A 12,980-nucleotide genomic window follows, 5' to 3' on the forward strand; every position below is an offset into this window, starting at 1 on the left:
CATCCCGCCTCCGACCCTTGTTCGAACCGGGGGGCGGGGCTACAATTCCGCTGCTGTCCGGGCCGGATTTGATCCGATCCCCGGACAGCGTCCTTTCTGCGGTTCCACTGTTCGTTCCATCAATCCATTTCATTCAGGCGGATTCTGCGGTGCGCCGTGCCGGTCGAGACCGGTGCCGTTCCTGCCGATCACGCGTCCAAGAGGCCTTTCATGTCCATCGATTCAAACACTGTCATCGAAGCGCACAAGCGCAGCGAGAACGACACCGGTTCGCCGGAAGTCCAGGTTGCGCTGCTCACCGCGCGCATCACCCAGCTTACCGAACACTTCAAGATGCACAAGCAGGACCACCACAGCCGTCGTGGTCTGTTGAAGATGGTCAACAACCGTCGCAGCCTGCTCGACTACCTGCATCGCAAGGATGCCGAGCGTTACAAGGCCCTGATCGAAAAACTCGGTCTGCGTCGCTAAGCATCACCCGACCGCGGCGCAGCAATGTGCCGCGGTCTTGTTTTTGGGCCCGCGAGGCCCGGTTTGGCAGATTCAAGGCAATCCGCTTTCAAGGCAATTCGCTGCAGCGCAATCCGAATTTTCGTATTGCCCGGCCGCATCGCGCGGCCACCCGGACCGGGGCAGGGGCTCCGACCGGTTCATCGACAAAGATTTTCGAGGACATTCCAACGTGGCAAAAGTGACCAAGCGTTTCCAGTACGGCAAGCACACCGTGGTGCTCGAGACCGGTGAAATCGCCCGCCAGGCCGGCGGCGCAGTGATGGTGTCGGCCGAAGGCACCGTTGTGCTGGTGACGGCCGTCGCCGCGAAGACCGCGCGCGAAGGGCAGGATTTCTTCCCGCTCACCGTCGACTACCAGGAAAAATTCTATGCCGGCGGCCGTATCCCGGGCGGCTTCTTCAAGCGCGAAGGCCGTCAGACCGAAAAGGAAACGCTCACCTCGCGCCTGATCGACCGTCCGATCCGCCCGCTGTTCCCGGAAGACTTCAAGAATGAAGTCCAGATCATCGCGACCGTCATGTCGCTGAACCCGGAAGTCGACGGCGACATCCTGGCCCTGCTCGGCGCATCCGCTGCGATGGCCCTGACCGGCGCGCCGTTCGACGGCCCGATCGGTGCCGCCAAGGTCGGCTACAAGAACGGCCAGTACATCCTCAACCCGAGCACGACCGAACTGGTCGACAGCGAACTCGAACTCGTCGTCGCCGGCACCAGGAGCGCGGTGCTGATGGTCGAATCCGAAGCGAAGGAACTGTCGGAAGACGTGATGCTCGGCGCGGTGATGTTCGGTCACCAGCAGATGCAGATCGCGATCGACACGATCAACGAACTCGTCGCCGAAGCCGGCAAGCCGAAGTGGAACTGGCAGGCTCCGGCCAAGAACGACGCCATGATCGCTGCGATCAAAGCGGCGGTCGGCGACCGCCTCGGCGGCGCCTTCCAGGTGCGCGACAAGCTCGAGCGCAAAGACGCGATCTCGGCGCTGAAGAAAGACGTGATGGCCGGCCTCGCCGGGCAGATGGAAGCGAACGGCTGGAATACCGCCGACGCCTCCAAGGAATTCGCCGAACTCGAATACCAGACCCTGCGCAATTCGGTGCTGAGCACCAAGATCCGCATCGACGGCCGTGCGCTCGACACCGTGCGCCCGATCACCTCGAAGGTCACGGTGCTGCCGCGCGTCCACGGCTCCTCGCTGTTCACCCGCGGCGAAACGCAGGCGATCGTGGCGGTCACCCTCGGCACCGCGCGCGACGGTCAGGTCATCGACGCGGTCGGCGGCGAGTACAAGGAACACTTCCTGTTCCATTACAACTTCCCGCCCTATTCGGTCGGTGAAGCCGGTCGCATGATGGGTCCGAAGCGTCGCGAAATCGGCCACGGCCGTCTCGCCAAGCGCGGCGTGCTCGCGGTGATGCCGACGATGGAAGCCTTCCCGTACACGATCCGCGTGGTCTCGGAAATCACCGAGTCCAACGGCTCCTCCTCGATGGCTTCGGTCTGCGGCAGCTCGCTGGCGCTGATGGATGCCGGCGTGCCGATCAAGGCGCCGGTCGCGGGCATCGCGATGGGTCTGGTGAAGGAAGGCAGCGACTTCGTGGTGCTGTCCGACATCCTCGGCGACGAAGACCATCTCGGCGACATGGATTTCAAGGTCGCCGGCACCGAGAAGGGCGTCTCCGCCCTGCAGATGGACATCAAGATCCAGGGCATCACCGAAGAGATCATGAAGACCGCGCTGGCCCAGGCCAAGCAGGGTCGTCTGCATATCCTCGGCGAGATGGCCCATGCCATGACCGCCCCGCGCGCCGAACTGTCCGAGTACGCGCCGCGTCTGATCACCATCAAGATCCACCCCGACAAGATCCGCGAAGTGATCGGCAAGGGCGGCTCGGTGATCCAGGCGATCACCAAGGAAACCGGCACCCAGATCGACATCCAGGACGACGGCACGATCACCATCGCGTCGGTCAGCGCCGCGGCCGGCCAGGCCGCCAAGTCGCGCATCGAGCAGATCACCTCCGACGTCGAGCCGGGTCGTATCTACGAGGGCAAGGTCGCCAAGCTGATGGACTTCGGTGCGTTCGTCACCATCTCCCCCGGCAAGGACGGTCTGGTCCACGTGTCGCAGATATCCAACGACCGCGTCGAGAAAGTCAGCGACGTGCTCAAGGAAGGCGACATCGTCAAGGTCAAGGTGCTCGAAGTCGACAAGCAGGGCCGTATCCGTCTGTCGATGAAGGCAGTCGAGGAAGGCGAAGGTTAAGCTGCTGACTGTCGCATAGCGACGGGACAGGCCCGGAGTTCATCGGGCCGCGAAGGGTGGGAGTTGTCGGGTACGCCCGATGGCGCCCACCCTTTTTCGTTGGCGCGGGTCGTTGCGCCTGTCGCGTGCAGGACGCCAAAACAGTGTGCTAGGGTTTCGTATCCGTCGCGATGGTATGCGGCGTGTGGGCCGCAGGAGCGGTCCGCGTGGATCAACAGGGGCGTGTTGCAGCTATGGACGGCACAGGATCGGGCGAAGCCCGGCAGGCGGTACCCACATCGTTGTTCGTACTGTCGTTGCCCCGTTCGCTGTCCACGGTGGTCTATCACGCCGCGTGCATGTCGCTTGATCTCAGCCAGCCGGCATGGACGACCGACGGCGAACTGCTGAATTCGGATCGTTTCGCACGATCGCCCGGCGACGATGCCGGCGAACCGGGCACCAAGTACACGCAGCGCGGGCACGCGCCGACCTTCTTCGACGATCTCGGCCGTTTTCTCGACCGCACCGTCTCCCTGCAAGGACATGGTTACAAGGATGTCGTGCATCCTTTCGTCTGCGCGGCGTGGTTGGCGGACGGTCGTTTTCCCACTCTAAAGCTGCGTCGCGACCCGGCCGAAGTGGCGATGTCGATGCTGGCGCGCGGATGGCATTACCCGGCGACGGTGGCATCGCCCGGCCGCGCGCTCGACGTGGCCGTCATCGAAGGTTTGCTGCGTGCCTGGCGCGCGATCGATGCGGTGCCCGGCGTGACGCTGGACTACGACGCCGTGATCGCCGATGAAGACGCGCTGCATGCGGCGCTCGCCGAACTGTATCCGGAAGTGCCGCTGCGCCGCGTCCGCTTCATCGACAGCGCGTTCGGCAACGATCGCGACCATCAGCTCGCCCGGCGCGAAACCGACGAATACCGCCGGCTGTCCGCGATTGTCGATGCGGTGGCAAGCGATCTCGACGCGGTGCCGCATTCGAACGGACCGGATCCAAAGACGGCAGGAGCATGAACCGACCACGATCATGACCACGACAAGGGGGTGTCGCCGCAGAAAACCATGCAATCGGATCTTGCGATAAAGGAACGTCCATTCAACCAACAGGAAAGGAAAGATCATGAAGATCATCAACAAGACCAACGACCGGCTGTATTACCTCGTGACCCCGAGCGGAACCACGCTCTCCGGCTCCAAGGTCATCGCATCGGGCGTGGTCGACAAGGGCAATGCGCTCGAGTTTCCGCTGCCGGCGGGCAAGAGCCCGATCGTGTACGTGAAATCGATCGGCCAGTACGACCAGGGCTATTTCTCGGCGCAGCCCGCGGACGGCAACGGCACGGTCACGATCGCGCTCATCACGTCCTGACGCGCGGTGGCTGCGGTCTGCGGAGCATTCGCAGGCGCAGCGATCGTGCGTGGAACGCAGCCCGCTGTCCGGGCTGCGTTCTCCAGGAAAACCGCAGGAACCAGCGCAAGGATCAGCATGAACGCAATTCCATCGGCGGCATCCCGTCCCCCGGTCCTGTTCGTCGGCGATGCCGTGGCCGCCACCGGCTTCGCGCGCGTGATGCACAGCCTGTGCGAAACGCTGCAGTCCGATTACGACATCCATCAGATCGCGATCAACTACCACGGCGATCCGCACGATTGCGCCTGGCGGATCTACCCCGCGAAACTCGGCGGCGACGCGTTCGGCGTCGGCCGTTTGCTGCCGCTGGTCGAAAGCGTGCGTCCGGCATTGATTTTCCTGCTGAACGATCTGTGGATTCTCGCCGACTACATGGCGCAGCTGCGGACATTGCCGCGGATGCCGAAGGTCGTGATGTACTGCCCGGTCGATGCCGGTCCGATCGAACCCTCCGCCGTCGAACGCATCGAGGGCGTCGACAGATTCGTGGTCTATACCGAGTTCGCCAGGCGCGAGATAGAAGCGGCGTTGGCCGCTCTGCGCCGCAGTCGTCCGGACTTCGTGTTTCCGCAGATCGAAGTCATCGCCCACGGTGTCGATACCGCATTGTTCCATCCGCTGTCGTCCGATGACGTGGGCGAATTCGCGTCGGCGGGTCGCCGGCATGCGATCCGGTCGATCTTCGGCGACGATCCGGAGATGGAGGATGCCTTCATTGTCCTCAACGCCAACCGCAATCAACCGCGCAAGCGCATCGACCTCACCATCAAGGGGTTCGCGCAGTTCGCCTCGGGCAAGCCGGCGAACGTCAAACTCCATCTGCACATGGGTGTCGAGGATGCGGGTTGGAACGTCGTGCATCTCGCGCGCCGCTACGGGATCGACGAGCGGATCATCCTCACCACAAACGGCGACAATCTGCCGTCGGTGCCGATCGAACAGCTCAACACGATCTACAACGCGGCTGCCGTCGGCATCAATACATCGATCGGAGAGGGCTGGGGTCTGGTCAGCTTCGAACACGCGGCCACCGGCGCCGCGCAGGTCGTGCCGCGCCACTCCGCCTGCGAGGAGCTGTGGCAGGACGCCGCGTTTATGGTCGATCCGGTGATGAGCCTCACCACCGAAGGCATGCTCACCGAAGGCCATTATGTTTCGCCCGAAGGCGTGGCCGCGGCGCTGCAGCGGCTGTACGAAGATCGCGCGCTGCTGCGCGACCTGTCGCAGGCGGCTTATCGCAATGCGACCCGGCCCGAGTACCGATGGTCGGTGATCGCGGGACAGTGGCACCGGTTGTTCGACACGGTGCTGAAGTCTCCGGTCTGATCGGATCGCAACGCGCGTCACGCGCAGCACGCATGCTGCGTGTGCAAGAATCGACGCATGCGATGCTGTCTTCTCACGATCATGCTGTGGTTGCCGGCCTTCGACGCCTGCGCGCAGGCATCGGTATCGGATCCTGTCGACGACGCCGAAACGCTCGACACCGTGACGGTGACCGGCGCTGCACGCAGCCTGCGCCGATTGCCGGGCAGCGTTTCGATCGTCGATACCGATACGCTGCGCGATGGCCAGCGGCAGGTGAATCTTTCCGAATCGCTGCAGCGGGTGCCCGGATTCACTGCGCTGGACCGGCAGAACCACGCGCAGGATCTGCAGATCCAGTCGCGCGGTTTCGGCGCGCGTTCGACGTTCGGTATTCGCGGTGTCCGGCTGATCGTCGATGGCATTCCCTCCAGCGCTGCGGACGGGCAGGGGCAGGCTGCGGCATTTCCGCTGTCGTCGCTCGATCGCATCGAAGTGCTGCGCGGACCCTTGGCGCTGCAGTTCGGCAATGCGGCGGGCGGCGTGATCCTGGGCATCAGCGACTTGGGCGATGCGCGTGGCATGTCTGCGGAAGTGTGGGCGGGCGAGCATGACAGCCGGCGAGCGAGCGTCCGTGTCCACGGCGGCGATGACGACAACGCATGGCGCTGGCGCGCGAGCGGCAGCGCGTTCGCGACCGTTGGCGCGCGCCCGCACAGCGCGGCGCGACGCACACAGGTCAACGCCATCGGCGAGTGGTCGCGCAGCGAAGGCGAGCGTCTGCGCGTGGTCTACAACGGTCTGCGCCAGCCGCTCGCCGAAGATCCGCTGGGGCTGACGCGAGAGGCCTTCGCGCGCGATCCCGGAAGCACCGATCCTGCGGCGCTGTCGTTCGATACCCGCAAAACGGTGCAGGAGGATCAGCTCGGTCTGCGTTGGCAGCGCGACGCGGGCTCGGGCGGCGGGCGCTGGTTGTCGGCGTATCGCGTCGAGCGTGCGATCGAACAATTCCTTGCGGTGCCGGTCGCGGCGCAGCGCGCAGCGGGCAGTGCCGGTGGTGTCGTCGATCTGGGGCGCGGTTCGACCGGCGTCGATGTCGGCCGGCGTTGGGCGAATGCGCGCGGCTCGATCGCGTTGGGCATCGAAGCCGTACGCCTCGACGAAACCCGTCGTGGTTACGAGAATTTCGTCGGCGACCGGCTGGGCGTGCGCGGTCGTCTGCGTCGCGACGAACGCAATCGTGTCGATGCCATCGATCTGTACGCTGCCGGCGATGTTCGCTTCGCAGACGATTGGACCGTGTCTCTGGGCGCGCGCCGCGCCGCGCTGCGCTTCGGGAGCGACGACCGCCATCTCGCCAATGGCGACGACAGCGGCGCCACGCGCGATGCGCGGTTCGCATGGTCGTTCGGCGCGATACGCGCGTTCCCGCAGGGCGAAATCCATGCGGGCTACGGTCGCGGTTTCGAGACGCCGACGTTGAACGAGCGGGCGTACCGGCCGGATGGTGCGTCGGGATTCAATCGCGAGCTGCGTGCGGCGGAGCTGGATTCGTTCGAAATCGGTGCGCGCTGGCGCGGCGGCTGGGGCGATGCCTCGCTGGCGTTGTATCGCGTCGATGGCAAGGACGACATCGTGCCGGCGCTCAATCGCGGTGGCCGCGCCAGTTTCGCCAATGCAGGCGCGACGCGTCGCGAGGGCATCGAGTTCGGTGTGTCCGGCGGGATCGGCGCGCACTGGGGCTATGCGCTGGCGGCGAGCTGGATCGATGCGCGCTTCGTCGACGGCTTCACGTTCGCGGTCGCCAGCGGGCCGTTGATCGAAACCCGGATCGTCGACGCCGGCAATCGCATTCCCGGAATCCCGCGCGCCGATGCGTTCGCCGAATGGACATGGCGTTCCGGCGATGGTCGCTGGTCGAGCGCATTGGAATCGCGTTGGCTCGGCGAGATCGCGACCGACGATCGCAACACCGACGCCACGCAGGGCCATGCCCGTTTCGCATGGCGCGGGCAGTGGCGCGCGCGACGCGACCGGGGCTGGTATGCGTTCCTGCGCATCGACAATCTGTTCGATCGCGACGATGCGGGGTCGGTGATCGTCAACGAGGCCAATGGCCGATACTTCGAACCCGGCGCCGGCCGCAGCGCGACCCTTGCCGTCGGCTGGTCGGGGCGGCGTTAGATCGCCGCCCTCGTTCCGACGGTCAGGACAGGCCGAGCGCAGCGAGCAACCGCTGGATCCAGTTTTGCTCATCGCGCTGGCGCGCGCGGATCGCACGCGAGCTTTCGCGCATCGATTCGCCGTACGCGGGCTGCGGATTGGCCGGCAGATTGGCCATGATCCGGGCTTCGTCCGTGGCCAAGTACTGCGGCGTGAGATCGGTGCCCTGGAAAACGCCCATCGGCGTGTAGCCGGTGTAGCCGGGGAAGACCGTGCCGAGTTTGTTGTTGCCCATGCGCCGGATCAGCAGTTCCGAGAACACGCGGCGGAAGTCGGTGGTCACCGGCACGTCGCCGAAATACGGCGACAGGACCTGCGGATCGAGACCCAGCCACTGGCCGTAGAACTTCCGTCCGTTCACCGGTCCGCCGAGGACCAGCATCGGATTGCCGTAGCCGTGGTCGGTGCCGCTGCTGCCGTTCTGGCGCACGCGACGGCCGAATTCCGACTGCACGATCACGGTGACGCGCGCGGCTTCGCCCCCGGTGTTGAGGTCGTTGTAGAACGCGGTCAGCGCTTCGGAAAGTTCGACGATCTTGTTCTGGTAGTAGTGGTAGCCGCTGCCGGCGGTGCCTTGGCCGTCGTGGGTGTCCCAGCCGCCGAGGTCGAGCGTGGCGATCCGCAGGCCGAGGTTGAAGCGGATGGACTGCGCGACCGTCCACAGTTGGCGGGCGAAGTTGGTGGTGGGCCATCCGGCCGGAAGCGTCGAGGTATACGCCTGCTGGCCGATCACGCGCAGCGCGGAATCGGCGCGCAGGCCGCCGACTTCGACACCGGTCTGACCGGTCCACAGCGACGCCAGCGTCTCGTTGAGACCCTTGGTGCCGGCAGGCATGCCGCTGCGGAACTTCTGCCACTGCCAGGCACCGGTATCGAGCGAAAAATCGGTGGGGCTCGGCATCGACAAGGCTTCGGTCGAGCCCAGCAGGTTGGCCGGCTGACGGCTGTTGACGGCAACGACCGGCATCACCGGGTTGCCAGTGACGCCCGGTTGGGTACTCCAGGCGCGGGTGAGCCAGCCGCTGCCGCCGCCCTGCTGTCCGGGGGTGCCGAGATCGAGGTACAGCTGCGCGTCGAAGTGGCTGCGGGTGACCACTGTCGGCATGCCGCAGCTGTGCACGATCGCCAGCTTGCCGGCGTCCCACAGGCCTTTCAGTCCCGTGGCGGCCGGATGCAGGCCGAAGCCCGTGGCGGCGCCGCTCGCCAACGTCAGCGGCAGTGCGCCGTAGGTGCCGCTGGCGGCGATGTTCAACGAGGGGCGCGCTTCCTCGTAAAAGGTGCGGTCGTTGCCGGAGACGGGCGGCACCAGATTCAGCCCGTCCATGCCGCCGCGCAGGAAGACCAGGACCACGGTGTCGTAGGTGTTGACCGCAGCCTCCGCTTCGCTGGAGAACAGCAGGCCGGGGCCGGCGGCGCCGACGGCGGCGGTGGCGCAGGCGCCCTTGATGAATTCGCGACGATCGATGTGGAGCTCGGACATGGTTCAGAGCCTGTTGTTGGTCTCCCCATGTTCCGCGCTGACCCGGCAGGGGCGCGGAGCAAGGAGGAGTGAGTGAATGGATGTCGATCCACGACCGAGCGAGGACGCGGCGCCGCGCCCCTGCCGGGACAGCCCTGCGGGTTGTGCCGCAGAGCGGCCCTGACGCCCGCGCGTCGCTTGACCAGACCGCCTGTCTGGCGCTGCGCGACGCGCGGTCACCAGAACCGCTCTGCGGCACAACGCGGAATATGGGGAGACCAACAACAGGCTCTCCCCTCAGCGGCTCATGAATTCGGGGGACATCAGGATCAGCGCGACCATGCTGCGCAGGCGTTGCTGGTTGTAATGCGCCTTCGGATTGCCGGCTGCCCAGGTATCGGTATCGGCGATGACCTCGGTCGCGGTGCCGTTCTGGGCCATGAACGCGACCAGCGTCTGCCGGCGCGACGCGACCGGCAGCGCGCCGAGAATGCGCTGGCACCAGAAATCGACGAGATTGTTCGCGGTCCAATTGCTCACGTTGCTGCGCGTCAGGTCGAGGATCGGCGCCATGAACACGCTGTTCTCGCTGGTTTCGCTGATCCAGTTCAACAGCTTCCAGCTCATCGCGTAGCTGTTGGACCCCGACCAGGCGACGCCGGTGTCCGGGTAGCCGTTCGGCGCCGGCCATTCGTAGGGCATATTGCCGGTGAAACTCATGCGCCAGAACAGTTCATCGCTTTTCGGGTCGCCGACGCGCGTCGTCCAGTCGGATCCCAGCGCGCGCAGCGTGGCGGCGGCGAGCTCGAACGGACGGCGGTTCTTCTGGCCCCAGCTGTGGATGAAGGCGTTCGACAACAGGATATGGCGCAGGGTCAGCGCGATCTGGTTCGGGCTTTGCCAATTCGCGCGGAAGATCGCTGCGGCGCTGTCGATCAGCGCCTGATCGGGTTTGTCGGAGATGAAACGGCGGATCAGCTTCTTGCAGATGAATTTGGCGACGCGCGGATGGCTGGCGAGGCGGTCGAGGATGTCGCGACCGTCCTTCATCGACGGTTGTTCGGGATTGAGGAACTTGCCGAGCACGAATTTCGGGCCGGAGTCGTGCCACGCCTGACGATAGACGAAGGTGCCGTCGTCCTCGGTCGGATATTGCCAGTGGCCGTCCTTGACCGACCAGCCGGTGAATGCGGAAGCGGTTTCGTACACATCCACATCGGTATAGCCGATCGGATACGTGGGGTCTTCGGGGCAGGGCGGGACCTGGAACGGATCGACGAATCCGAGATAGTTCTCGGCGCCCAGCGTGTGCAGTTCCAGCAGCTCGCGCGCGAAGTTTTCGTTGGGGCCCGAGCGCGTGTTGGAAGCGTTGTCGAGGAAGTACATCATCGATGTGCTCTGCGCGACCGCTTCGAGCATCGTGCGGAAGTTGCCGAGCGAGTTCGCGCGGATCACATCGCGGTTGTAGTGCACATACACCGGACCACAGGAGAAATCGGTGACAGTGACGTTGAAGTGGTTGTGCCAGAAGCCGACCATCACTTCCTGCAATTGGCGCTTCGAATGCACCGCGCGCACCAGCGCCGATCTCTGCACTTCCCAGGCGGGGCGCATGCGGATGTCGTAGACCGGATCCGGTGCGACATGGTCGGCCCACAGTTGGGTCAGACTCTTGCCGAGCGTGGTGTAGCCGGCGCTGGCGAGACGGGTGTCGAGCGCACTGTCGTCGATCGCCGCTGGATTGAGCTGCTGGTCCACGAAGGCGGTCAGTCGCGCGGTGTCGTTGGCGCCCAATGCGTTGAATTGCGACACCAGCGTCGGCGTGACGCCGTAGGTCAGATGATTCAGGGCGCGCACCGCGAACGGCGCGCGCTGCAGGGTCAGCAGTTCGGCCTGCGAAATATTCGCCGCCGATGGGCCGGACATGCGCGGGGTGCGCTGGGACACGGCGACCGCGTCGGGAGTCGCGGCTTCGGGCAGGCGGTTCGGCGGAGACTTGAAGCGGAGAGGACCTGCAAGCCCGTATCGACGGGCGATCACGGTTTGCATCGCTTTGCGGCGTGAATTCGAGAGCGGTCTTGCCATCGGTGGACTCCAAGTCATGCCTCGTGAACAGGCAACCACAGCACTATAGGCCGGATTTCCATGGCAGATCGGGAAGCCTCAGCAGCCGATCTGTGACGGAGGCCGCGATCCCGTCATCCCGTCGTTCCCGATGTCGGAGACGTGGAGGCGCCATGTCCGCTGCGGCGTCAAAACAGGCCGTCGGAACGGCCTGGGTTGTGCGGCACGCAGATCGATTACGACAGGCCCAACGCGGCCAGTAGACGCCGGATCCAGCTGCGGTCGTCGCGTTCGCGGGCGCGCAGCGCCCGCGACGTTTCGCGCAGCGATTCTCCGTACACCGGCTGCGGATTGGCGGGCAGATTCGCGATGATCTGGCTCTGTCCGGATCCGGCGATGTATTGCGGGGCCAGATCGGTGCCCTGGAAGACGCCCATCGGCGTATAGCCCGTGTAGCCCGGGAAGATGTCGCCGAGCTTGTTGTTGGCCATGCGCCGGATCATCAGTTCGCTGAAGACGCGACGGAAATCGGTGGTGACCGGGACGTCGCCGAAATACGGCGACAGCACCACCGGATCGAGCCCCAGCCACTGTCCGAAGAGCTGACGGCCATTGACCGGCCCGCCCATCACCAGCATCGGACTGCCATAGCCGTGATCGGTGCCATTGCTGCCGTTCTGACGCACGCGACGCCCGAACTCGGATTGCACGATCACCGTGACCCTCGCGATTTCGCCGGTCTGGTTCAGTTCGTTGTAGAACGCGGTCAACGCCTGCGACAGCTCGGTGATCCTGTTCGAGTAGTTGCTGTTGCCTGTCGTGCCCTGGTTCTCGTGCGTGTCCCAGCCGCCAAGGTCGATCGCGGCATAGCGCAGGCCAAGATTGAAGCGGATCGATTGCGCCACCGTCCACAGCTGGCGTGCGAAGGTCGTCGTCGGCCAGGCGACCGGTGCGGTGGGCAGGGTCGAGGTATAGCCCTGCTGCGCGATGAGCCGCATCGAAGCATCGGCGCGCTGGCCGGCGACTTCGACGCCGGTCTGGCCGGCCCAGAGACTGGCCATGGTTTCGGTGACGCCCTTGGTCCCGACCGGCATGCCCGAACGGTAGGCCTGCCACTGCGGAGCGCCCGAGGTCAGCGCGAAATCGCCCGGGCTCGGCATCGACAGGGACTGGGTGGAGCCGCGCATGTTGTTCGGCTGGCGGCTGGCGACGGCCAACAGCGGCATCGGACTGCTGATGCCGGCACTCTGTGTCTGCCAGGCCCGGGTCATCCAACCGGTGCTGACGTTGAGATTGCCGGGTGTCCCCAGATCGAGATAGGCCTGCGCATCGAAGTGGCTGCGCGTCACCACGGTCTGCATGCCGCAGGACTGGACGATGGCGAGCTTGCCCGCATCCCAGATGCCGTGCAGCCCGACCGCCGAAGGGTGCAGACCGAAACCGGTGGCGGCTCCGGAGGCGAGCGTCAACGGCAGGGCGGCATCGGTGCCGGTCGCGGGGATGCGCAGTGACGGGCGCGCTTCCTCGTAGAAGCCCCGATCGTTGCCGCTGACCGGCGGGACCAGATTCAGGCCATCGAAGCCGCCGCGCAGGAACACCATGACCACGGTATCGAACGGATTGACCGCCGCATGCGCATCCTGCGAGAACAGCAGGCTCGGGCCGCCGACTGCGCCGACCGCTGCGGCGGCACCGCAGCCTTTGAGGAATTCGCGTCGATCGAAATGGAGATCGTTCATCGGACAGTCC

At 65.3% G+C, this 12,980-nt stretch carries 9 protein-coding genes; 6 read left to right on the forward strand and 3 right to left on the reverse strand.

The genetic code is table 11. From position 1 onward, the window contains the following. The first annotated feature begins 210 nt into the window (after window positions 1-210). The 6 genes from rpsO (at window position 211) to HOP03_15630 (ending at window position 7,669) form a co-directional block, all read left to right on the forward strand. On the forward strand, window positions 211-471 hold the full coding sequence (rpsO, locus tag HOP03_15605) for a 30S ribosomal protein S15 (GenBank protein ID NOT89585.1): 261 nt from the start codon (window positions 211-213) through the stop codon (window positions 469-471). A 211-nt stretch (window positions 472-682) separates the two neighbouring features. Then, a complete protein-coding gene (gene pnp, locus HOP03_15610) occupies window positions 683-2,779 on the forward strand; it encodes a polyribonucleotide nucleotidyltransferase (protein ID NOT89586.1) in 2,097 nt (698 codons plus the stop codon). Between the two features lie 233 nt (window positions 2,780-3,012). Beyond that, a complete protein-coding gene (locus HOP03_15615) occupies window positions 3,013-3,783 on the forward strand; it encodes a hypothetical protein (GenBank protein ID NOT89587.1) in 771 nt (256 codons plus the stop codon). A gap of 106 nt (window positions 3,784-3,889) precedes the next feature. After that, window positions 3,890-4,138 carry a hypothetical protein gene (locus HOP03_15620; protein ID NOT89588.1) on the forward strand — a complete coding sequence of 83 codons (249 nt, stop codon included), beginning with the start codon at window positions 3,890-3,892 and terminating at the stop codon, window positions 4,136-4,138. A gap of 117 nt (window positions 4,139-4,255) precedes the next feature. Then, window positions 4,256-5,506, forward strand: coding sequence for a glycosyltransferase family 4 protein (locus HOP03_15625; protein ID NOT89589.1), 1,251 nt, complete (start codon window positions 4,256-4,258; stop codon window positions 5,504-5,506). Window positions 5,507-5,563: 57 nt separating this feature from the next. Further along, complete coding sequence (locus HOP03_15630; protein NOT89590.1) at window positions 5,564-7,669, forward strand: TonB-dependent receptor; 2,106 nt, start codon at window positions 5,564-5,566, stop codon at window positions 7,667-7,669. A 22-nt stretch (window positions 7,670-7,691) separates the two neighbouring features. Here the strand turns inward: HOP03_15630 and HOP03_15635 are convergent, their stop codons facing one another. From HOP03_15635 to HOP03_15645, 3 genes are all read right to left on the reverse strand, one after another. Next, window positions 7,692-9,188 carry a DUF1501 domain-containing protein gene (locus HOP03_15635; GenBank protein NOT89591.1) on the reverse strand — a complete coding sequence of 499 codons (1,497 nt, stop codon included), beginning with the start codon at window positions 9,186-9,188 and terminating at the stop codon, window positions 7,692-7,694. A gap of 276 nt (window positions 9,189-9,464) precedes the next feature. Then, entirely contained in the window at window positions 9,465-11,252 is a 1,788-nt protein-coding gene (locus HOP03_15640) for a DUF1800 domain-containing protein (GenBank protein NOT89592.1), read from the reverse strand. 215 nt (window positions 11,253-11,467) lie between these two features. Further along, window positions 11,468-12,970, reverse strand: a complete 1,503-nt coding sequence (locus HOP03_15645; GenBank protein ID NOT89593.1) for a DUF1501 domain-containing protein — start codon at window positions 12,968-12,970, stop codon at window positions 11,468-11,470. Window positions 12,971-12,980 lie beyond the last annotated feature (10 nt).

This window comes from Lysobacter sp., assembly GCA_013141175.1.
Classification (GTDB): domain Bacteria; phylum Pseudomonadota; class Gammaproteobacteria; order Xanthomonadales; family Xanthomonadaceae; genus Lysobacter_I.

Excerpts from the sequence above, each read along its gene's own strand:
- rpsO (NOT89585.1), top strand. The coding sequence starts at position 211 with ATGTCCATCGATTCAAACACTGTCATCGAAGCGCACAAGCGCAGCGAG.
- HOP03_15615 (NOT89587.1), top strand. The coding sequence starts at position 3,013 with ATGGACGGCACAGGATCGGGCGAAGCCCGGCAGGCGGTACCCACATCG.
- HOP03_15620 (NOT89588.1), top strand. The coding sequence starts at position 3,890 with ATGAAGATCATCAACAAGACCAACGACCGGCTGTATTACCTCGTGACC.
- HOP03_15625 (NOT89589.1), top strand. The coding sequence starts at position 4,256 with ATGAACGCAATTCCATCGGCGGCATCCCGTCCCCCGGTCCTGTTCGTC.
- HOP03_15630 (NOT89590.1), top strand. The coding sequence starts at position 5,564 with ATGCGATGCTGTCTTCTCACGATCATGCTGTGGTTGCCGGCCTTCGAC.
- HOP03_15635 (NOT89591.1), bottom strand. The coding sequence starts at position 9,188 with ATGTCCGAGCTCCACATCGATCGTCGCGAATTCATCAAGGGCGCCTGC.
- HOP03_15640 (NOT89592.1), bottom strand. The coding sequence starts at position 11,252 with ATGGCAAGACCGCTCTCGAATTCACGCCGCAAAGCGATGCAAACCGTG.
- HOP03_15645 (NOT89593.1), bottom strand. The coding sequence starts at position 12,970 with ATGAACGATCTCCATTTCGATCGACGCGAATTCCTCAAAGGCTGCGGT.